This window comes from Streptomyces plumbidurans (assembly GCF_019857225.1).
Lineage (GTDB): Bacteria > Actinomycetota > Actinomycetes > Streptomycetales > Streptomycetaceae > Streptomyces > Streptomyces plumbidurans.
The window spans coordinates 1-21,037 of record NZ_JAFJSY010000115.1; the positions used below are offsets into that span (position 1 = coordinate 1).

The 21,037-nt window shown below is 70.3% G+C and carries 15 protein-coding genes; 12 read left to right on the forward strand and 3 right to left on the reverse strand.

Annotated features, from left to right (window positions below; genetic code table 11):
- Together JYK17_RS37945 and JYK17_RS37950 are read left to right on the forward strand one after the other, a co-directional pair.
- Positions 1-585, forward strand: a 585-nt coding sequence (locus JYK17_RS37945) for a PucR family transcriptional regulator (RefSeq protein ID WP_222812169.1), incomplete at its 5' end; no start/stop codon positions are given.
- A 154-nt stretch (positions 586-739) separates the two neighbouring features.
- The gene (locus JYK17_RS37950; RefSeq protein ID WP_128801780.1) at positions 740-2,185 is read left to right on the forward strand and encodes an aldehyde dehydrogenase family protein; all 1,446 of its coding nucleotides are present in this window, start codon (positions 740-742) and stop codon (positions 2,183-2,185) included.
- A 33-nt stretch (positions 2,186-2,218) separates the two neighbouring features.
- Here the strand turns inward: JYK17_RS37950 and JYK17_RS37955 are convergent, their stop codons facing one another.
- A complete protein-coding gene (locus JYK17_RS37955; RefSeq protein ID WP_222812170.1) occupies positions 2,219-5,056 on the reverse strand; it encodes a glycoside hydrolase family 3 C-terminal domain-containing protein in 2,838 nt (945 codons plus the stop codon).
- Between the two features lie 308 nt (positions 5,057-5,364).
- Between JYK17_RS37955 and JYK17_RS37960 the strand changes: the two genes are divergently transcribed.
- The 6 genes from JYK17_RS37960 to JYK17_RS37985 all read left to right on the forward strand — a co-directional run bounded on the left by JYK17_RS37960 (position 5,365) and on the right by JYK17_RS37985 (position 12,512).
- The gene (locus JYK17_RS37960; protein ID WP_222812171.1) at positions 5,365-7,092 is read left to right on the forward strand and encodes an extracellular solute-binding protein; all 1,728 of its coding nucleotides are present in this window, start codon (positions 5,365-5,367) and stop codon (positions 7,090-7,092) included.
- A 153-nt stretch (positions 7,093-7,245) separates the two neighbouring features.
- On the forward strand, positions 7,246-8,169 hold the full coding sequence (locus tag JYK17_RS37965; protein ID WP_261996602.1) for an ABC transporter permease: 924 nt from the start codon (positions 7,246-7,248) through the stop codon (positions 8,167-8,169).
- Positions 8,166-9,104 carry a carbohydrate ABC transporter permease gene (locus JYK17_RS37970; RefSeq protein WP_222812172.1) on the forward strand — a complete coding sequence of 313 codons (939 nt, stop codon included), beginning with the start codon at positions 8,166-8,168 and terminating at the stop codon, positions 9,102-9,104. Before JYK17_RS37965 ends, JYK17_RS37970 begins: the two co-directional genes overlap by 4 nt.
- Complete coding sequence (locus JYK17_RS37975; RefSeq protein ID WP_222812173.1) at positions 9,101-11,068, forward strand: beta-galactosidase; 1,968 nt, start codon at positions 9,101-9,103, stop codon at positions 11,066-11,068. The genes JYK17_RS37970 and JYK17_RS37975 overlap by 4 nt, the downstream gene beginning before the upstream one ends.
- A gap of 88 nt (positions 11,069-11,156) precedes the next feature.
- Positions 11,157-11,873 carry a glycoside hydrolase family 12 protein gene (locus JYK17_RS37980; protein ID WP_108015450.1) on the forward strand — a complete coding sequence of 239 codons (717 nt, stop codon included), beginning with the start codon at positions 11,157-11,159 and terminating at the stop codon, positions 11,871-11,873.
- Positions 11,874-11,909: 36 nt separating this feature from the next.
- A complete protein-coding gene (locus JYK17_RS37985; RefSeq protein WP_108015451.1) occupies positions 11,910-12,512 on the forward strand; it encodes a chorismate mutase in 603 nt (200 codons plus the stop codon).
- Between the two features lie 102 nt (positions 12,513-12,614).
- On the opposite strand, the gene JYK17_RS37990 is transcribed toward JYK17_RS37985, so the two are convergent.
- A complete protein-coding gene (locus JYK17_RS37990) occupies positions 12,615-14,672 on the reverse strand; it encodes a glycoside hydrolase family 31 protein (RefSeq protein WP_128801774.1) in 2,058 nt (685 codons plus the stop codon).
- A 56-nt stretch (positions 14,673-14,728) separates the two neighbouring features.
- Positions 14,729-15,745, reverse strand: coding sequence for a LacI family DNA-binding transcriptional regulator (locus JYK17_RS37995; protein ID WP_108015453.1), 1,017 nt, complete (start codon positions 15,743-15,745; stop codon positions 14,729-14,731).
- A 294-nt stretch (positions 15,746-16,039) separates the two neighbouring features.
- On the opposite strand from JYK17_RS37995, the gene JYK17_RS38000 reads away from it, so the two are divergent.
- From JYK17_RS38000 to JYK17_RS38015, 4 genes are all read left to right on the forward strand, one after another.
- The gene (locus JYK17_RS38000) at positions 16,040-17,971 is read left to right on the forward strand and encodes an acyl-CoA dehydrogenase family protein (protein WP_222812174.1); all 1,932 of its coding nucleotides are present in this window, start codon (positions 16,040-16,042) and stop codon (positions 17,969-17,971) included.
- Positions 17,972-18,134: 163 nt separating this feature from the next.
- Positions 18,135-19,403, forward strand: a complete 1,269-nt coding sequence (gene dxr / locus JYK17_RS38005) for a 1-deoxy-D-xylulose-5-phosphate reductoisomerase (protein ID WP_222812175.1) — start codon at positions 18,135-18,137, stop codon at positions 19,401-19,403.
- On the forward strand, positions 19,400-20,704 hold the full coding sequence (locus JYK17_RS38010) for a M50 family metallopeptidase (protein ID WP_108015456.1): 1,305 nt from the start codon (positions 19,400-19,402) through the stop codon (positions 20,702-20,704). Before dxr ends, JYK17_RS38010 begins: the two co-directional genes overlap by 4 nt.
- A 184-nt stretch (positions 20,705-20,888) precedes the next feature.
- Positions 20,889-21,037 (forward strand): flavodoxin-dependent (E)-4-hydroxy-3-methylbut-2-enyl-diphosphate synthase (locus tag JYK17_RS38015; protein ID WP_504739990.1); only part of this gene is annotated, 149 nt, incomplete at its 3' end.

Genomic DNA, 21,037 nt, shown 5'->3' on the forward strand with positions numbered 1-21,037 from the left:
CGGGCGGGCGAGCCCGTGCTGGTGGTCCCCGAGGGCGACCGGCTGGTCGTGCTGGCCACGGACGGCGGCGCTGCGGTCGCCGCGTGCGGCGAGTACGCGGCCGCCCTGGAGGCCGCGCGGACCGGCCCGGCGACGGCGGGGGAGCCGGCCGGCGAGGAGGACGAACTGGTGGTGGGGCTGTCGGCCCCCGTCGGACCGATAGCCGCCACGGCGGCCTACAAGCAGGCCGAGCAGGCGCTGTCGGTGGCCCGGCGGCGCGGGCGGGTGTGCGTGGCGCACGAGCAGCTGGCGGCCGGTTCCGTGGTGCCCCTGCTGGACGACGACGCGGTGAAGGCCTTCGCGGACGGCCTGCTGCGCCCCCTCCACGAGCACGACGCCACCGGCCGCGGCGACCTGGTGGCCTCGCTGCGCGCCTGGCTGTCCCGGCACGGCCAGTGGGACGCCGCGGCGGCCGACCTGGGCGTCCACCGCCACACCCTGCGCTACCGGATGCGGCGCGTGGAGGAGATCCTCGGGCGCTCGCTGGACGACCCGGACGTACGGATGGAGCTGTGGCTGGCGCTGAAGGCGGCGTCGGCGGAGTAGGCGACCGTACGCTCTCGCGCCCCGGACATGGCCGAACCGTCGCACCCCCGCCCCCGACCCCTCCACCGCGGCCAAACACGCCCCCGCCCCGGCCCGCCTACGGTGTACCCGAACCACCCTGTACACCCCCTGATGCGGAAGGGCCGGGACCCCTATGACTTCCACCACCGCCTTCTGGCTCGCCGGCCGCCAGGCCACGGGCGAGGACACCTTCGACGTCACCTCCCCGTGGGACGGCCGGCTCGTCGGCACGGTCGCCGTGCCGACCGATGCCCAGGTCGAGGAGGCGGTCGCCGCCGCCCACGCCGTCCTCGACGACTTCGCCGCGACGCCCGCGCATGTCCGGGCCGCCGCGCTCGACCACGTCAGCCGCCGGCTCGTCGAGCGCACCGAGGAGATCGCCCAGCTGATCACCGCCGAGAACGGCAAGCCGCTCAAGTGGGCCCGCGGCGAGGTCGGCCGCGCCGTCTCCGTCTTCCGGTTCGCCGCGGAGGAGGCCCGGCGGTTCAACGGCGGTGAGGCCCAGCGCCTCGACACCGACGCCGGCGGTCAGGGCCGTCTCGCCCTCACCCGCCGCTTCCCCAAGGGCGTCGTCCTCGGCATCGCGCCCTTCAACTTCCCGCTGAACCTGTGCGCCCACAAGATCGCCCCGGCGATCGCAGCCGGCGTGCCGATCGTCCTGAAGCCGGCCCCCGCCACCCCGCTCTCCGGCCTGATCATCGGCGAACTGCTCGCCGAGACCGAACTCCCGGCGGGTTCCTGGAGCATCCTCCCGGTCGCCAACGACAAGATGGCCGCCCTGGTCCAGGACGAGCGGCTGCCGGTCATCTCCTTCACCGGTTCCGAGAAGGTCGGCTACGCGATCATGGACTCGGTGCCGCGCAAGCACTGCACCCTGGAGCTGGGCGGCAACGGCGCCGCGGTCGTCCTCGGCGACTACGCCTCCGACGCCGACCTCGACTGGGCCGCCACCCGCATCGCCACCTTCTCCAACTACCAGGGCGGCCAGTCCTGCATCTCCGTGCAGCGGGTCATCGCGGACGCGTCCGTGTACGACCGTCTGCTGCCGCGCATCGTGGCCGCCGTCGAGGCCCAGGTCACCGGCGACCCGGCCGACGCCAAGACCGACGTCGGCCCGCTGGTCAGCGAGGACGCGGCCAAGCGCGTCGAGACCTGGGTCCAGGAGGCCGTGGACGCCGGGGCCACGCTCCTGGCGGGCGGCAAGCGCGACGGCGCCTCCTACGCGCCGACCGTCCTCACCGGCGTACCGGCCGACGTGACGATCTCCTGCGAGGAGGTCTTCGGACCGGTGCTCACCGTGCAGAAGGCGGACGACGAGGCGGCGGCGTTCGCCGCGGTCAACGACTCCAAGTACGGCCTCCAGGCAGGGGTGTTCACGCACGACCTGCAGGCCGCCTTCCGCGCCCACCGGGCCCTGGAGGTCGGCGGCGTCGTCATCGGCGACGTCCCCTCCTACCGCGCCGACCAGATGCCCTACGGCGGCGCCAAGCAGTCCGGTGTGGGCCGCGAGGGCGTGAAGTTCGCGATGGACGACTACACGTACGAGCGCGTGCTGGTCCTCACGGGGCTCGCCCTCTAGCAGCACCTTCGCCGCGTCGGCTTCCGCACACCCTCAGCCGCGGAAGCCGACGCGCGCGAGCCGCAGTCGGCCGCGCAGGACGAGCCGCACGTCGTGCACGCCCGCGGCAGCGATGCCCGCGACGGCCGTGGAGTAGGCGTACGGGTCGCCGGCGGCGGTCTTCTCCGGCCGCAGCACGGCGAGCACGGCACCCCCGTCCAGGGACAGCTCCGCCACACCCTCGCCCGCCACCAGGGCCGTCACCTCCGTGACCCCGTCGCCGAAGTCGCAGTCGCGGTAGAGCAGTTCGGCGTCGCGGCCCGCGACCGGAGTCACCGCGTCCCCCGACACCTTCGTGCGGTCGACGATCGCGGCCCCGCTCTGCTCGTCGAAGTCGGCCGCCTCCAGACCGCGCCGCACGACCGGGCGCGGCGCGGCCGGCTCGCCGTCGAGCAGCACCGTCGTACGCAGCCGGACATCCTCGCTGGACGCACCGGCCAGCAGCTCGTACGGGCCCGGATCCAGCCGCCATCCGCCCCGGGCCACGTCCCAGAACTCGAAGGCGGACAGCGGCACTTCGAAGGACAGCTCCTCCCGCGCGCCCGGCGCCAGGGTGATCCGGCGGTGCGCGACCAGCTCCCGGCGGGGGCGCGGCAGTGCGGGCTCGACGGCGCGCGCGTAGAGCTGCGCGACCTCGTCGGCGGTGACATCGCCGGTGTTGGTGACCGTGAAGGAGACGTGCACCGCGGTGCTCGTCACCCGCGCCGCGAGGTCGCCGTACGCGAACGACGCGTAGGACAGCCCGTGCCCGAACGGGAAGAGGGGGGTCCCCTCGAAGTACTGGTAGGTCTGGCGCCCGCCGATCACGTCGTAGTCCAGCAGGTCGGGCAGGTCGGCGTCCGTCTCGTACCAGGTCTGCGGCAGACGGCCCGCGGGGGAGACGTCCCCGGACAGCACCCGGGCCAGCGCGGTGCCCGCGGCCTGGCCGCCGTGCGCGGTCCACAGCACCGCCGGGAGCGCGGAGGTCTCGACCGCGTACGGGTACGAGGAGACCAGCGCCAGCACCGTCCTCGGGTTCGCGGCACGGGCCGCGCGCAGGATGCGCTCCTGGTGGTCCGGCAGCCGAAGCGTCGTACGGTCCTCGGTCTCGCGGCCGTTGAGGTGCGGATCGTTGCCCGCCACCACCAGCACCACGTCCGCCCGCGCCGCGACCCGGGCGACCGCGTCCTCGGCGCGCTCCGTCACGACGATCTCGAACAACTCCGGGCCCGCGTCGGCGATTTGCACGCCGTCGGCGGCGACACGGACGTGGCGACCCGTACCGACATGCCTGAGCAGGTGGCCGCCGTCATGGGCCTCCAGCCGGAACGTCTCCTGGACGACCCAGCCGCCCGGCTGGTCGGCGGACGCGCGGACCCGGCCGTCCTCGGCGACCGACAGATAGCGGCCGTCGGGGGCGCGCAGGGTCAGCAGCCCCTCGCCCCAGTCGATCAGCGCGAACTCGGTGCCTACGGCGTCCGTGGTGAGCGGCGGCAGATCCGTGCGGCCCGCCAGCAGCGCCGGGTCCAGGGCGCCCTCGGCACCCCGCACAGCGTCGGCCGCCTCCGACGGCGGGACGTGGAGGAACGTACCTGTCGACGTCTTGAGCCGGACTCGGTCCACGCCCTCCGCGAACTGCAGCCGCTCGGCGCCGAACCGCTCGTACAGGCCCTCCAGCGGGGTCGAGCGGTGAATCAGCGTGCCGCTGTACCAGTCGAGCTTGCACTCGTCGGCCAGCAGGCCCACCACGGCGATCCGGGTGTCGGGTGCCAGCGGCAACACCCCGTCGTTCTTGAGGAGCACGATCGCCTGCTCGGCCGCCTCCTGGGCGAGCGCGCGGTGCTCCGGGGTGTCGAAGTCCCCGGTGTCGGCGTGCGGGTCGAGGCCCGGATCGAACTCGCCGAGCCGGAAGCGTACGGAGAGCTGGCGGCGCACGGCGGTGTCGATGTCGCTCTCGGTCAACAGGCCCTGTTCGTAAGCCCCTTTGACCCGTTCGACGATCTTCGAGCTGTCCGTGCCGTGGTCGGTGAAGCTGTCGACGCCCGCCCGCAGCGCGGCTGCCGTCGCCTCCTCGTGGGTGTCGAAGTAGTGCTCGGCGTCGACCAGGTTGGAGGGAGCGCCCGCGTCCGAGCAGACCAGCAGCTCCTGGTCCGTCCAGGTGCGCAGATGGCGGCGCAGATACGGCGAGACGTGGTTGGGGCGGCCGTTGACCAGGTTGTACGCAGGCATCACCCCGGCCACCGCGCCCGCCTCGACCGTCTCGCGGAAGGCGCGCAGGTCGTACTCGTGCAGCACGCGCGGGCGGACCGAGCTGGACGAAGTCGCCCGGTCCGTCTCGTTGTTGTGGGCGAGCCAGTGCTTGAGGACGGGTGCGGTGCGCCAGTGGACGGGGTGGTCGCCGCGCAGCCCGCGGGTGTACGCGGTGGCGATGGCCGACGTCAGCCTCGGGTCCTCGGAGTAGCCCTCCTCGTTGCGCCCCCACAGCGGATGGCGCAGCAGATTGACGGTGGGGGACCAGACGTTGAGGCCGACCCGCTCGTCCTTGGCGCGCATCGCGCGGGCCTCCTTGGAGACCGCCTCGCCGATACGGCGCACGAGTTCCGGGTTCCAGGTGGCGCCGAGGCCCACGGCCTGTGGGAAGACGGTGGCGGGGCCCATCCAGGCGACCCCGTGCAGCGCCTCCTGGCCGGTGCGGAACGCCTCGACGCCCAGGCGCTCCACCGCGGGCGCGAACTGGTGCAGGAAGGAGACCTTCTCGCCGAGCGAGAGCCGCCCCAACAGGTCGTCGATGCGCTTCGCGAACGGCAGGTGAGGATCGCGGAACGGCGGCAGGTGCGGCGTCTGTGCGGTCACGTGAGGTCCCTTTGCGCTGAGGCGAGATGGCGCTTTCGAAGCGCTTCGATGCTCATTCGCCCCATGCTCGGGTGTCAAGGGATGCTCCTCGCCACTCCAAGCAGCGCATAAGGAAAAGTCGCCCTCGACAGCTCCGAGGAATCTTGGGAGCGACCCTTGTGCACCCCCGGGCGTTCACTTACCCTCACCACCGACATCGAAGCGCTTCGACTGTCGAATTCGCCAGTTCCAGTTGGCCAGTTCCACTCATGACACCGCTGCCGACGGCCACCGCCGGGTGTCCTGGCGCGCCACGAAGGGTTGACGCAATGACGCCGAACGCCGCTTCACCCTCATCCGGCCTCTCCGGCTCCTCAGGCTCCTCCGGCTCCTCAGGCCCGAGCCGGAGAAGCTTCCTCGCCTCGACGGCGGTGGCCACCGCCGCGGTGGCGGGCGGGATGCCGCTGCTCGCCGCCTGCGGGGCATCGGACACCACGTCGCGCGGCGGCTCCTCCGGCGGCAAGGGCGCGAAGAAGCTGCTGCCGTCCTACGTCGCCGGCAACGTGGTGAGCCCGGACATCCCGGCGAAGAACGGCTCGGCGATCGGCTTCACCTCCAAGCTCGACCTCGCGGGCCTGAAGACCTCGGTCCCGAAGAAGCTCGGCAAGGGCGGCAAGCTCACCGTCATGTCGCCGTTCTGGGGCTCGCCGCCCAAGCAGGACAACGCCTACTACAAGGCGATGAACGACCTGATCGGCGTCGACGTCGTCTGGCAGAACCAGGACGGCAACACCTACGACCAGAAGCTCGGCGCGGTCCTGGCCTCCAGCGACGTACCGGACGTGGTGGTCGTCCCCAGCTGGAACATGGGCGGCAAGATACCCACCGCCATCATCAGCAAGTTCGCCGACCTCGGCCCCTATCTCTCCGGCGACAAGGTCAAGGACTACCCGAACCTCGCCGCCATCCCGACCGACGCCTGGCGGCGCTGCATCATCGGCGGCAAGCTGCGCGGCCTGCCCCAGCCCTCCCCGTACGTCACCGGCATCGTGCCCCTCTACCGCAAGGACATCTTCGACAAGGAGGGCTACGAAGTCCCGCGCTCCGCGGACGAGTTCATGTCCCTGGCCAAGGAGATCACGAACGCCAAGGCCAAGCGCTGGGCGTGCATGGACATGAAGTGGACGGCCTTCCAGGCCTTCGGCGTGCTCTCCGGCAGCGAGAAGCCGCTCGGCTGGAACCTCGTCGACGGCAAGCTGATCAACCGCATCGAGACCGACGAGTACCTCGAAGCACTGGAGTGGACCCGCAAGCTCTTCGCCGCGGGAGTCGTGCACCCCGACGCCAAGATGGGCAAGAACGCACCCGACCCGGGGCCCAAGTTCGCGGCCGGCGAGTTCCTGATCTACGCCCAGAACATCACCCAGTGGTGGAGCCGCACCGCCGAACAGGCCACCCAGAACCCGGACTACAGGATCTGGGGCATGGACATCTTCGGCCACGACGGCGGCGACCCGAAACTGTGGGCCGAACAGCCCGCGGGCATCTTCGCCTTCGTCAACAAGAAGGCCTCCGAGGCGCAGATCCGCAATGTGCTGGCCGTCGCCAACGTCACCGCGGCGCCGTACGGCACCAAGGAGTACATGCTCACCAACTACGGCCCCGAGGGCACCGATTACACCGTCAAGAACGGCGTGCCGGTCAAGACCACCCAGGGCAACAACGAGGTCCTCAACGCCTACGTCATGATCGCCAGCCCGGCCGCCACCATCGCCCACCCCGACTTCCCGGACGTCGCCAAGGCCCAGGTCGAATGGCAGCAGCGGATGGGCGCCTTCACCAGGAAGTCCAGCTTCTACGGCCAGATGATCACCGAGCCGTCCCGCTACACCAACCTCATGAACGACTTCGAGCAGCTCGAGGACGACATCACCCGCGGCCGCAAGAAGATCTCTGACATGCAGCAGGCGGTCTCCGACTGGAAGAGCAAGGGCGGCGACAAGTTGCGCGACTGGTACCGGAAGCTGCTCGACGACAACGGCTCTTCGGCGAACTGACCCGGGCACCGAGGCAAGGAGAAGGCCGTGTCCCACAGCACGGTGCCGCGCAGCAGGGCCGAGGCACACGACCGGGCGGACCGGACCTCGACGGCGTCCGACGGCACCACCAAAACCCGGAAGAAGGCGAGCAGGGGGAAGCGAACGGGCAAGCTGAGCCTGCGCCTCAGATTCAGGCGCGACCGCGTGCTGCTGCTGATGACGCTGCCGGCGATCCTGCTGCTCCTGCTCTTCAACTACCTGCCGATCCTCGGCAACATCGTCGCCTTCCAGGACTACGACCCCTACGTCAGCGACAACGGCATCGTCTCCATGCTGCACAGCCCCTGGGTCGGGCTTGAGAACTTCCAGCGGATCTTCGCGGACTCGGCCTTCTGGAACGCCGTCCAGAACACCCTGGTGCTGTTCTCCCTGCAGCTCGTGCTGTTCTTCCCCCTCCCGATCGCGCTCGCCCTGCTCATCAACAGCGTGGTCAGGCCGAGGGTGCGGGCGCTGTCGCAGGCGATCATGTACCTCCCGCACTTCTTCTCGTGGGTGCTGGTCATCGCCGTCTTCCAGCAACTCTTCGGCGGGGCGGGCGTGTTGTCGCAGCTGCTGCGGCAGCACGGGTACGACGGCCTGGACATCATGACCGACCCGTCCACCTTCAAGTTCCTCGTCACCGCGGAGTCGGTCTGGAAGGACGCCGGCTGGGGGATCATCGTCTTCCTCGCGGCGCTGGCCTCGGTCAGCCCCGACCTGTACGAGGCGGCCGCGATGGACGGCGCGGGGCGCTGGCGGCGCATGTGGCACGTCACCCTGCCCGCACTGCGGCCGGTGATCGCCCTGCTGCTGGTGCTGCGCGTGGGTGACGCGCTCACCGTCGGCTTCGAGCAGATCCTGCTCCAGCGTGATGCCGTAGGCCCGGGAGCGGCGGAGGTCCTCGACACCTTCGTGTGGTGGAACGGCGTACGCAACCAGGACTTCGGCTACGCGGCCGCAGCCGGACTGATCAAGGGCGTGGTCAGCCTCGGACTGGTCCTCGCCGCGAACAAGGTGGCCCATCTCATGGGCGAGCAGGGGGTGTACAAGAAATGACCGCCGTCATCGACAAGCCGCCCGTACGGGAGCGGTCCGGGTGGGCCGCCGCGCCGCGCCCCGCGTGGGAGGAGGAGCCGAACAAGGCGAGCCTCGCCGGCAAGGGCCTGGTGCTGACCCTGGCCTGCCTCGGCATCCTCTTCCCGCTCTGGATCGTCGTCGTCACCAGCGTTTCCTCACGCAAGACGATCGACGAGGCCGGCGGCCTGGTGATGGTCCCGAAGGGGATCACCCTCGTCGCGTACAAGGAACTGCTGAGCGGCGGCCAGGTCACCCGGGCCGCGATCATCAGCGTCCTGGTCACCCTGGTCGGCACGCTGTTCTCGATGGCCGTGTCCGTGCTGTGCGCCTACGGCCTCTCCCGCATCGGCTCGCTCGGCCACCGCTGGCTGCTGATGCTGCTGCTCGCGACGATGTTCTTCAGCGCGGGCCTGATCCCCACCTATCTGCTGGTGCAGTCCCTGGGGCTGACCGACAGCTATCTCGCCCTGATCCTGCCGAGCGCGGTGAGCGTCTTCAACATTCTGGTCCTGCGCGGGTTCTTCATGGGCATCTCGCAGGAACTGATCGACAGCGCGCGGATCGACGGCGCCGGCGACTTCCGCATCCTGTGGCAGATCGTGATGCCGCTGTCCCGCGCGGTCCTCGCCGTGATCACGCTGTTCTACGCCGTCGGCTACTGGAGCGCCTGGTTCAACGCCTCCCTGTACCTCAACGACCAGAACATGATGCCGCTGCAGAACGTCATGATCCAGCTCGTCCAGAAGCAGGAGGCGCCCGTGGGACTCGGGCAGGCGATCAAGACGGGGCAGCTGTCCGGGCTGGCCGTGCAGATGGCCGTGATGGTGCTGGCGCTGCTTCCGGTCGCGGTGCTGTCGCCGTTCGTCCAGCGGCACTTCAAGAAGGGCATGCTCACCGGGGCGATCAAGGGATGACGGGCCTCGCCGATGTCACCCGCGGACGCATCCTCTTCGGCGGGGACTACAACCCGGAGCAGTGGCCCGAGGAGGTGTGGGTCGAGGACATACGCCTCATGAAGGCCGCCGGGGTCAACTCCGTGACCCTGGGCGTCTTCTCCTGGTCCCGGCTCGAACCCCGGCCGGGAGCACGGGAGTTCGGCTGGCTGGACCGGCTCATGGACCTGATGCACGACAACGGCATCGGCGTCGTCCTCGCCACCCCCACCTCCTCGCCCCCGCCCTGGCTGGGGCGGCTGCACCCCGAGACCCTGCCGCGCGACGAGGACGGCCGCACCGAGTGGTGGGGCGGACGCCAGCACTTCTCGCACTCCAGCGCCGCCTACCGCCGCTACGCCGCCGCCATCACCGAGGACCTCGCCGCCCGGTACGCCGACCACCCCGCGCTCACCATGTGGCACATCAACAACGAGTACTGCACCTACGACTACGGCGACGAGGCCGCGGTCCGCTTCCGCCAGTGGCTCAGACGCAGACACGGCACACTCGACGCCCTCAACTCCGCCTGGGGGACCGCCTTCTGGAGCCAGGGCTACGGCGACTGGGAGGAGATCCTGCCACCCCGCCACGCCCACTACCTGAAGAACCCGGCACAGGTCCTGGACTTCAAGCGCTTCACCTCCGACATGCTCCTGGAGTGCTGCACCGCCGAGCGCGACATCGTCCGCCGTCACACCCCGCACCTGCCGGTGACCACCAACTTCATGCCGTTGTGGTCCGGACAGGACGCCTGGCGGTGGGCGCGGGAGGAGGACGTCGTCTCGGTCGACCTCTATCCCGACCCGCGCGACCCCTTCGGCGCCCAGCACGGCGCGCTCGTGCAGGACCTGACCCGTTCGCAGGCCCGCGGCCCGTGGATGCTGATGGAGCAGGCCGCAGGACCCGTCAACTGGCGCGGCGTCAACCATCCCAAGCCCCGGGGCCTGAACCGCCTCTGGTCCTTCCAGGCCGTCGCCCGCGGTGCCGACGCCGTCTGCTACTTCCAGTGGCGCCAGTCCCGGCAGGGCGCCGAGAAGTTCCACTCCGGGATGGTCTCCCACGCGGGAGAGCAAGGGCGGACGTACCAGGAGGTCAAGCAGCTCGGCGCCGAACTCGCCCGGATCGGCGGCCAGGTGACGGACAGTCACACGCCGGCAGCCATCGCGGTCCTGCACGACTGGCACTCCTGGTGGGCGAGCGCCCACGAGGGCCGCCTGTCCACCCGGGTCGATCACGCCCAGATCCTGACCGTCTGGCACCGCGCGCTCTGGCAGGCCCACCTCGCCACCGACTTCGCCCACCCCGAGCACGACCTCGGCGCCTACCGCCTGGTCGTCGTCCCCCAGCTGTACGCCCTCACGGACGCGGCCGTCGACAACCTCCTCTCCTACGTCCGCGACGGCGGCACCCTCGTCTGCGGCTTCCTCACCGGCGTGGCCGACCAGGACGACCGGGTGCGCCCCGGCGGCATGGACGGGCGGCTGCGCGAGCTGCTCGGCATCCGCACCCTGCACGAGTGGTGGCCGCTGGACGAGGACGAGACGGCCGCGACCGACGCCTTCGGCGGAACCCTGTGGTCGGAGGAGATCGAAGCCGCCGAGGACGCCACCATCGAGGTCCGCTACACGGGCGGCGAACTCCACGGACTGCCCGCGGTGCTGCGCAGGGGCCGCGCCTGGTACCTCTCCACGCTTCCCGAGCCGCACGCCCTGCGCGCCCTGCTCGCCCGGATCGCGGCCGGCGCCGGCATCCGTCCCGTCCTCGACGGCCTGCCCGACGGGGTCGAGGCGGTCCGCCGCGGCGACCTGCTCTTCGTCCTCAACCACGGGCGGGAGCCCGTGACCGTGCCGCTGCCGGGCCGCCACCACGACCTGCTCACGGGAACGCCCGTCGAGGACGGGCTCACCCTCGGCCGGTACGGGGTGGCGGTGCTGCGCCCATGAGCTCGACCTCAGGAAGACCACGTCCTCGCCCCGGGGGCGTGGTGACCCCGCAAGTCCCGCAACTCCCCCCACCCATGGAAGGGACACCATGGCAACACACACACCGGGCCGTCGCATCGGCATGGCCCTGATCGCTCCCACCCTCGCGCTCGGCGCCACCGTCGGCCTGGCCTCCGCCCCCGCGTCCGCCGCCGTCTGGAGCTCCTGCGACCAGTGGGGCAACACCACGCTGAACGGCTACACGCTCTACAACAACATCTGGGGCTCGGGCGCCGGCAGCCAGTGCATCTGGGCCAACTCCGGCACCAACTGGGGCGTCAACGCCAACCACCCCAACACCGGGGGGATCAAGTCCTACCCCAACGCCAAGAAGGTGATCAACAAGTCGATCACCTCGCTCGGTTCGCTCTCCAGCAGCTACAACGTCTCCGTGCCGTCGTCGGGCGCGTACAACACCTCGTACGACATCTGGGACACCGGCTACCAGTACGAGATCATGCTCTGGATGAACAAGACGGGCGCTGTCGGCCCGCTCGGCACCTCGCAGGGCAATCTCATCCTGGGCGGTCACACCTGGACCGTCTACAAGGGCAACAACGGCTCCAACGACGTCTTCTCCTTCGTCCGCACCTCCAACTCCAGCTCCGGCACCGTCAACGTCCTGCCGATCCTGAAGTGGATCAAGGACACCAAGGGCTGGTTCGGCAACGTGACCATCGGCGATCTGCAGTTCGGCTTCGAGATCACGTCCTCCTCCGGCGGGCTGGACTTCACCGTCAACAGCGAGAGCGTCAGCAGTAGTTGACCCCACGGCGGGCCGCGGTGGGGTTACATGGACCGCATGCGAACCACGACCCCCCTCCGTACCGCCGTGATCGCCGCCGCCGCGCTGTTCGCCCTGCCGGGCACCGCGGCGGCGGCACCCGCGCACGACACGACCGCCGCGACGAGCACGGCCCGCACCGACCCTCTGCGGCCGGTGGCCTCCCTCGCCGCCGACCGCCTCGCCACCGCGGACCTGGTGGCCGCCGCCAAGTGGGGCACCGACAGCCCGATCGACGACCCCGCGCGCGAACAGGTCGTCCTCGACACCGTCGCCGCACAGGCCCGGCAGATCGGTGCCGACCCGGACGAGATGCGGCGCATCTTCCGCGACCAGATCGAGGCCAACAAGGTCGTCCAGCGCGGCCTCTACCGCCGCTGGACCACCCACCCGGACCAGGCCCCGACCACCAAGCCGGACCTCAACGTCGTCCGCGAGACCATCAACCGCATCAACACCGACCTCGTACAGGCCGTAGCCGACACCACAGCCCGCCGCACATCACCGATCTGCCGCCCCGAACTGACCGTGGCCGCCGCAGAGGTCACCCTCACCAAGCACACAGACCTCCTGCACACAGCAGCCCTGACCCGCGCCCTGCCCTCGATCTGCCGCAACTGACGCAAGTCTTGGGCTTACAGCGGCGCGGGCTTGGGCTTTCGGCTTTTAGGGGCGCGGGGAACTGCGCGACCAGCCACAGCGGCGCAGCACCCGCCCACCGACCTATCGCACCCCACGCTCCACAACAACCGGCACCCGCGCCCCATCCCGCAAAAACAGCGGAATCCGCTCCAACGGCGCGTCCACGGTCACAGCCGCACCCCCCGCATACGTCACCCCGGTCCACGCATCCGTCCAGGAGGACCCCGCGGGCAGATACGTCGTCCGAGCCGTCGCGCCGGCCGTGAGCACCGGCGCGACGAGCAGATCCGGGCCGAGCAGATAAGCGTCGTCCACCGACCAGGCCGCCTGGTCCTGAGGGAACTCCAGGAAGAGCGGCCGCATCACCGGCAGCCCCTCCTCGTGCGCCTGGCGCATCACGTCCAGGACGTACGGCTTCAGCCGCTCGCGCAGCCGCAGATAGCTCTCCATGATCGCCCCGGCCTCCTCGCCGTACGACCACACCTCGTTCGGCCCACCGGTCATCTCGGGCCCGAGCGGCATCCCCGGGTCGCGGAAGCCGTGCAGCCGCATCAGCGGGGACAGCGCGCCGAACTGGAACCAGCGGATCATGACCTCGCGGTAGGCCGGGTCGTCCGGGTCACCCCCGTGGAAGCCGCCGATGTCGGTGTTCCACCAAGGGATGCCGGACATCGCGGTGTTCAGCCCCGCGGCGATCTGCCGGCGCAGGGTCGCGAAGTCGGTGCCGATGTCGCCGGACCACAGGGCGGCGCCGTAGCGCTGGCTGCCCGCCCAGGCCGAGCGGTTCAACGTCACCACCTCACACTCGCCGGCAGCACGCAGGCCCTCGTGGAACGTGCGGGAGTTCTCCGCCGGATAGCTGTTGCCGACCTCCAGGCCGGGGCCCGTCCAGTAGCGCAGGTTCTCCTGGAAGCCCGGCTTGAGTTCGGGCTCGCAGGCGTCCAGCCAGAAGGCCGTGATGCCGTACGGCTCCAGGTAGTTCTCCTTCACCCTGGACCACACGAAGTCACGCGCCTCGGGGTTCGTGGCGTCGTAGAACGCGACCTGGACGGTGGAGGCGACCCCCTTGTCCGGCCAGTCGGCGTGCGCCATCGGGCCGTACTGGGTGCCGACGAAGTAGCCGCGCTGCTCCATCACGGGATGGTTCTCGCTCAGCGGTGACACCGACGGCCAGACGCTGACCACCAACTTGACGCCCAGCTCCTCCAGTTCACGCACCATCGCCGCCGGGTCCGGCCACTCGGCCGGGTCGAACCTCCACTCGCCCAGATGCGTCCAGTGGAAGAAGTCGCAGACGATCGCGGAGATCGGCAGCCCGCGCCGCTTGTACTCCCGTGCCACCGCGAGGAGTTCCTCCTGCGTGCGGTAGCGCAGCTTGCACTGCCAGAAGCCGGCCGCCCACTCGGGCAGCATCGGCGTGCGGCCGGTGACCGCGCTGTAGCGGCGCTGCCCGTCCGCCGGGCCGCCCGCGGTGATCCAGTAGTCGATCTGCCGGGCCGAGTCCGCCACCCAGCGGGTGCCGTTGTACGCCAGCTCCACCCGGCCGATCGCCGGGTTGTTCCACAGCAGCGTGTAGCCGCGGCTGGAGGACAGCACCGGGACGCTGACCTCGGCGTTGCGCTGGACCAGGTCCACGACCAGGCCCTTCTGGTCGAGGCGGCCGTGCTGGTGCTGGCCGAGGCCGTACAGCTTCTCGTCGTCGTAGGCGGCGAAGCGCTGCTCCAGACGGTGGTACCCGTTGCCGACGGCCGTGTACAGCCGCGAGCCCGGCCACCAGAAGTGGGCGCGCTGCTCGGCCAGCAGCTCCGAGAGGTCGTCGGTGCGCAGAAAGCGGACCAGGCCCTCGGCATCGACCTGCACGGTCAGCGCTCCGACCGTCAACTGCCCTTCCCCGTCACCGATCTTGATGCTGCTCTCGGTGGCCGGAACCTCGTCGAGGAGCGCACCCGGAGTGTCCTCGAGGATGGGCCCGCCCAGCCGCGCGCGGACCCGGACCGCGTCCGGCCCCCACGGCTCGATGCGCAGCGTCTCCTGGCGGCCGCTCCACTCCAGCGCGCCGTCCCGCTCACGGAAGGTGCCGGCGGTGGGGGAGGACTGCGCGAGGCTGATCCGGGTCTGGTTCTCCGCAGGCTGATTCACGAGGGGTGCTCCCGAAAGGACATGAGGGTGCCCGCAGGGCAGGGGAAAGGCAGCGGTCAGGTGGTGCGGGAGGGCGCCGGACCCGTGCTCGCACGGACCGTCAACTCGGGGGAGATCAGGACGACTTCGTCGGCCCCGCGGCCGTCGAGCTTGGCGACCAGGCGCTCCACGGCGTGCCGGCCCATCTCCTGCGCGGGAATGGCGACGGACGTCAGTCGCACCGAGGCCTGGACGGCGACCTGCTCCGGGCAGACGGCGACCACCGACACGTCCTCGGGCACGGCGCGGCCCTGCTGGCGCAGCAGCGCGAGCAGCGGCTCGACGGCCGACTCGTTCTGCACGACGAAGCCGGTGGTGCCCGGGCGCTCGTCGAGGATGCGGGCGAGGGTGAGGGCCATGGCGTCGTAGCCGCCCTCGCACGGCCGGTGCAGCAGGCGGACGCCCAGCTCCTGGGCCCGCGAGCGCAGTCCGTCGAGCGTGCGCTCGGCGAAGCCGGTGTGCCGCTCGTAGACGGCGGGCGCCTCGCCGATGACAGCGATGTCACGGTGGCCGAGCATCGCGAGGTGCTCGACGCACAGCGCGCCCGTCGCCCTGAAGTCCAGGTCGACGCAGGTCAGTCCGGTGGTGTCGGCCGGCAGTCCGATGAGCACGGACGGCTGGTCGGTGCCGCGCAGCAGCGGCAGCCGCTCGTCGTCGAGTTCGACGTCCATCAGGATCATCGCGTCGGCGAGCCCGCTGCCGGTGACCCGGCGCACGGCGTCGGGGCCCTCCTCGCCGGTCAGCAGCAGGACGTCGTAGCCGTGCGTGCGGGCCGTGGTGGCGACCGCGATGGCGATCTCCATCATCACCGGCACATACATGTCGGTGCGCAGCGGGACCATCAGCGCGATGATGTTCGACCTGTTGCTGGCCAGGGCGCGCGCGCCGGCGTTCGGGTGGTAGCCGAGCTCGCGGATGCTCTGCTCGACCCGTTGCCGGGTGGTCGTGGAGATGGACCGCTTGCCGCTGAGGACATAGCTCACCGTGCTCGCCGAGACTCCGGCGTGCTGGGCGACCTCGGCGAGGGTGACCATCCGGCTCTCCAAGCGTGTGAAGCGCTTCGACTGTGCGCATGACGAACAGTGGCGGGTGAGGGTGGTTCGACACTAGCCCCAGCCGAGGTGGGTGTCCATAGGCTGTCGAAGCGCTTCGACAGCCTCTCTTTGAGGCGTGCCGATCCTCCGCGAGGGAGCCCCGGCCGTCAATTCGGCCCAACGACCGTGCCCCAGGGGTGGTGGGGCGGCCCGGGATCGGGTACATACGATCGGGTAGCACCCACCGGTAACCAAACCGGTCCAAGATCCCCTCCTCGCGGCGAGGTGAGCCTCATGTCCGCACCATCCAGCAAACCCACCGTCTCCGAACGTGAGGCCCGCCAGGTGGCGGAGGCGGCCAGGGAACAGGAGTGGCGCAAGCCCAGCTTCGCCAAGGAACTGTTCCTCGGCCGCTTCCGGCTCGACCTCATCCACCCCCACCCCCTGCCGACCGACGAGGCCGTCCAGCGCGGCGAGGAGTTCCTCGCCAAACTGCGCGACTTCTGCGAGACCAAGGTCGACGGCGCGCTGATCGAGCGCGAGGCACGCATCCCCGACGAGGTCATCACCGGCCTCAAGGAGATCGGCGCCCTCGGCATGAAGATCGACACCAAGTACGGCGGGCTCGGCCTCACTCAGGTGTACTACAACAAGGCACTGACCCTGGCGGGTTCCGCCAGCCCCGCCATCGGCGTCCTGCTCTCCGCGCATCAGTCGATCGGCGTACCGCAGCCGCTGAAACTGTTCGGCACGCCCGAGCAGAAGGAGCAGTTCCTGCCCCGCTGCGCCCGCACCGACATCAGCGCCTTCCTGCTGACCGAGCCCGACGTCGGCTCCGACCCGGCACGGCTCGCCACCACGGCCGTGCGCGACGGCGACGACTACGTCCTCGACGGGGTCAAGCTGTGGACCACCAACGGCGTGGTCGCCGACCTCCTGGTCGTGATGGCACGGGTGCCGAAGAGCGAGGGCCACAAGGGCGGCATCACCGCCTTCGTCGTCGAGACCAACTCGCCCGGCATCACCGTCGAGAACCGCAACGCCTTCATGGGCCTGCGCGGCATCGAGAACGGCGTCACCCGCTTCCACCAGGTCCGGGTCCCCGCCGCCAACCGCATCGGCCCCGAGGGCGCGGGCCTGAAGATCGCGCTGACCACGCTGAACACCGGGCGGCTCTCGCTGCCCGCCTCCTGTGTGGCGGCCGGCAAGTGGTGCCTGAAGATCGCCCGTGAGTGGTCCGGGGCGCGCGAGCAGTGGGGCAAGCCGGTCGCCCACCACGAGGCCGTCGGCGCCAAGATCTCCTTCATCGCCGCGACGACCTTCGCCCTGGAGGCCGTACTCGACCTCTCCAGCCAGATGGCCGACGAGGACCGCAACGACATCCGCATCGAGGGCGCGCTCGCCAAGCTCTACTCCTCCGAGATGGCCTGGCTGATCGCCGACGAACTCGTCCAGATCCGCGGCGGACGCGGCTTCGAGACGGCGGAGTCCCTCAAGGCCCGCGGCGAGCGGGCGATCCCGGCCGAGCAGGTCCTGCGCGACCTGAGGATCAACCGCATCTTCGAGGGCTCCACCGAGATCATGCACCTGCTGATCGCCCGCGAGGCCGTCGACGCCCACCTCTCCGTCGCCGGCGACCTCATCGACCCCGACAAGTCCCTCCAGGACAAGGCGAAGGCAGGCGCCAACGCGGGCGTCTTCTACGCCAAGTGGCTGCCAAAACTGGTCGCCGGACCCGGACAACTGCCCGTCTCCTACGGCGAGTTCAAACACGACGTCGATCTCTCCGCGCACCTGCGCTACGTCGAACGGCACGCCCGCAAGCTGGCCCGCGCCACCTTCTACGCCATGTCCCGCTGGCAGGGGAAGATGGAGACCAAGCAGGGCTTCCTGGGCCGCGTCGTGGACATCGGCGCCGAACTGTTCGCGATGAGCGCGGCCTGCGTACGGGCCGAACTGCTGCGCAGCCGGGGCGACCACGGCCGCGAGGCCTACCAGCTCGCCGACGCCTTCTGCCGCCAGTCCCGCATCCGCGTCGAGGAACTCTTCGGGCGGCTGTGGAACAACACCGACGACCTCGACCGCAAGGTGGTCAAGGGCGTGATGTCGGGCACGTACGAGTGGCTGGAGGACGGCATCGTCGACCCCTCGGGCGAAGGACCGTGGATCGCCGCATCCGATCCCGGACCCTCACAGAAGGAGAACGTGCACCGCTCCATCGGGTGAGCCCGCGCACGTCACGGCACGCCCCGCAGGGATCCCCCCGCCGCTCGTTCTTCATGCGGCCCACACAAGGGGGGATCCCGCTCCAACCGGGAAGAGCGCGACAAGCCACCCACCCGAGCGACGCACTGTCCTTTCGGTCGCGCACCTCGGCAACAATGGAGGGATGACGGACAGCCCAGCCCCACTCGCCGACCCGCATCTCGTCTACGACCCCGTCGCGGGCGGTGGCCCGAAGGACGTGGTGATCCTCGGCTCCACCGGGTCGGTCGGCACCCAGGCCATCGACCTCGTGCTGCGCCATCCCGACCGCTTCCGGGTCACCGGGCTCTCGGCCAGCGGCGGCCGGATCGCGCTGCTGGCCGAGCAGGCCCACCGGCTGCGGGTGCGCACCGTGGCGGTCGCCCGCGAGGACGTCGTGGCCGAACTGCGCGAGGCACTCGCCGCGCAGTACGGGGCGGGTCAGCCGCTCCCGGAGATCCTCGCCGGGCCCGAGGCGTCCACCCAGCTCGCCGCCTCCGACTGCCACACCGTGCTCAACGGCATCACCGGCTCCATCGGCCTTGCCCCGACCCTCACCGCCCTGGAGGCGGGCCGCACCCTCGCGCTCGCCAACAAGGAGTCGCTCATCGTGGGCGGCCCGCTCGTCAAGGCGCTCGCCAAGCCCGGGCAGATCATCCCGGTCGACTCCGAGCACGCGGCCCTGTTCCAGGCGCTGGCGGCCGGCACCCGCGCGGACGTGCGCAAGCTCGTCGTGACGGCCTCCGGTGGCCCCTTCCGCGGCCGTACGAAGGAACAGCTGGCGAACGTCACCGTCGAGGAGGCCCTCGCGCACCCCACCTGGGCCATGGGCCCGGTGATCACGATCAACTCCGCGACCCTGGTGAACAAGGGGCTGGAAGTGATCGAGGCACACCTCCTCTACGACATTCCCTTCGACCGCATTGAGGTGGTCGTGCATCCCCAGTCGTATGTCCACTCGATGGTTGAGTTCACGGACGGTTCGACGATTGCCCACGCGACGCCCCCCGACATGAGCGGGCCGATCGCCGTGGGTCTCGGCTGGCCCGAGCGGATTCCCGGCGCGGCCCCGGCCTTCGACTGGAGCAAGGCGTCCACCTGGGAGTTCTTCCCGCTCGACAACGAGGCGTTCCCGTCGGTGAACCTCGCCCGGCACGTGGGTGAGCTCGCGGGCACCGCCCCGGCGGTGTTCAATGCGGCAAACGAGGAGTGCGTGGCGGCGTTCCGCGCCGGTGCACTGCCCTTCAACGGGATCATGGAGACCGTGACGCGGGTGGTCGAGGAGCACGGCACACCGCGGACGGGAACCTCACTCACCGTGTCGGACGTCCTCGAAGCGGAGACCTGGGCACGGGCCCGGGCCCGGGAACTGACGGAGCAGACGGCTTCGGCCACCGCGGAGGCGCGTGCATGACATCCCTGATGATGGTCCTCGGCATAGTGATCTTCGTGGTCGGCCTGCTGGTCTCGATCGCGTGGCACGAGCTGGGGCACCTGTCCACCGCCAAGCTCTTCGGCATCCGCGTGCCGCAGTACATGGTGGGCTTCGGCCCGACCATCTGGTCACGCAAAAAGGGCGACACGGAGTACGGGTTCAAGGCCGTCCCGTTCGGCGGCTACATCCGCATGATCGGCATGTTCCCGCCCGGCGACGACGGCCGGATCACCGCGCGCTCCACCTCCCCCTGGCGCGGCATGATCGAGGACGCCCGCTCGGCGGCCTTCGAGGAGCTCCAGCCCGGCGACGAGAACCGCCTCTTCTACACCCGCAAGCCCTGGAAGCGGGTCATCGTGATGTTCGCGGGCCCCTTCATGAACCTCATCCTGGCCGTCGCGCTGTTCCTGACGGTCCTCATGGGCTTCGGCATCGCACAGCAGACCACCACCGTCAGCTCGGTCTCCCAGTGCGTCATCGCGCAGAGCCAGAACCGCGACACCTGCAAGAAGAGCGACCCGGCCTCCCCGGCCGCGGCGGCCGGACTCAAGGCGGGCGACAAGATCGTCTCCTTCAACGGGGTGCGCACCGACGACTGGAACAAGCTCTCCGACCTCATCCGGGCCACCCCGGGCAAGGACGTGGCGATCGTCGTCGAGCGCAAGGGCCAGGACATGACCCTGCACGCGAAGATCGCCACCAACCAGGTCGCGAAGAAGGACTCCTCCGGCCAGGTGGTGCCCGGCAAGTTCGTCAGCGCGGGCTTCCTCGGCTTCAGCGCGGCCAACGGCGTGGTCCGTCAGGACTTCGGCGACTCCGTGTCCTGGATGGGCGACCGGATCAGCGAGGCCGTCAACTCCCTCGCCGACCTGCCCGGCAAGATCCCGGCCCTGTGGGACGCGGCCTTCGACGGCGCCCCGCGCCAGCCGGACTCCCCGATGGGCGTGGTCGGCGCGGCCCGCGTCGGCGGCGAGATCTTCACCCTCGACATCCCGCCCACCCAGCAGCTGGCCACGGCCCTGATGCTGATCGCCGGGTTCAACCTCTCCCTGTTCCTGTTCAACATGCTGCCGCTGCTGCCCCTCGACGGCGGGCACATCGCGGGTGCCCTGTGGGAGTCGCTGCGCCGGAACCTGGCCCGCGTGCTGCGCCGCCCGGACCCCGGCCCCTTCGACGTGGCGAAGCTGATGCCGGTGGCGTACGTGGTGGCCGGGGTCTTCGTCTGCTTCACCTTGCTGGTGCTGGTGGCGGACGTGGTCAATCCGGTCAAGATCAGCTGAGGGCGCTCGTCCTCGGCTGAGGGGGCTCGTACGACGGCCCGGCGATCCGCCTCAAGTGGAACACCATTGAGCGGATCGTCGGGCCGCCGTGTGCCGGTGTTCAGGTCCGTGCCGTAATCTCGGAGCCTGGAGCCCGCTGCTGACGGGACCTGGCCTTGATCCACGACTTGGGGTTGCACAGCAGATGACTGCGATTTCTCTCGGCATGCCGTCCGTTCCGACCAAGATCGCCGAACGGCGCAGGAGCCGTCAGATCCAGGTCGGGACCGTGGCCGTGGGCGGGGACGCCCCCGTGTCGGTGCAGTCGATGACGACGACGCGTACGTCGGACAT

Excerpts from the sequence above, each read along its gene's own strand:
- JYK17_RS37975 (WP_222812173.1), top strand. The coding sequence starts at position 9,101 with ATGACGGGCCTCGCCGATGTCACCCGCGGACGCATCCTCTTCGGCGGG.
- JYK17_RS37960 (WP_222812171.1), top strand. The coding sequence starts at position 5,365 with ATGACGCCGAACGCCGCTTCACCCTCATCCGGCCTCTCCGGCTCCTCA.
- JYK17_RS38010 (WP_108015456.1), top strand. The coding sequence starts at position 19,400 with ATGACATCCCTGATGATGGTCCTCGGCATAGTGATCTTCGTGGTCGGC.
- JYK17_RS37970 (WP_222812172.1), top strand. The coding sequence starts at position 8,166 with ATGACCGCCGTCATCGACAAGCCGCCCGTACGGGAGCGGTCCGGGTGG.
- dxr (WP_222812175.1), top strand. The coding sequence starts at position 18,135 with ATGACGGACAGCCCAGCCCCACTCGCCGACCCGCATCTCGTCTACGAC.
- JYK17_RS37950 (WP_128801780.1), top strand. The coding sequence starts at position 740 with ATGACTTCCACCACCGCCTTCTGGCTCGCCGGCCGCCAGGCCACGGGC.
- JYK17_RS37995 (WP_108015453.1), bottom strand. The coding sequence starts at position 15,745 with ATGGTCACCCTCGCCGAGGTCGCCCAGCACGCCGGAGTCTCGGCGAGC.
- JYK17_RS37980 (WP_108015450.1), top strand. The coding sequence starts at position 11,157 with ATGGCAACACACACACCGGGCCGTCGCATCGGCATGGCCCTGATCGCT.
- JYK17_RS38000 (WP_222812174.1), top strand. The coding sequence starts at position 16,040 with ATGTCCGCACCATCCAGCAAACCCACCGTCTCCGAACGTGAGGCCCGC.
- JYK17_RS37985 (WP_108015451.1), top strand. The coding sequence starts at position 11,910 with ATGCGAACCACGACCCCCCTCCGTACCGCCGTGATCGCCGCCGCCGCG.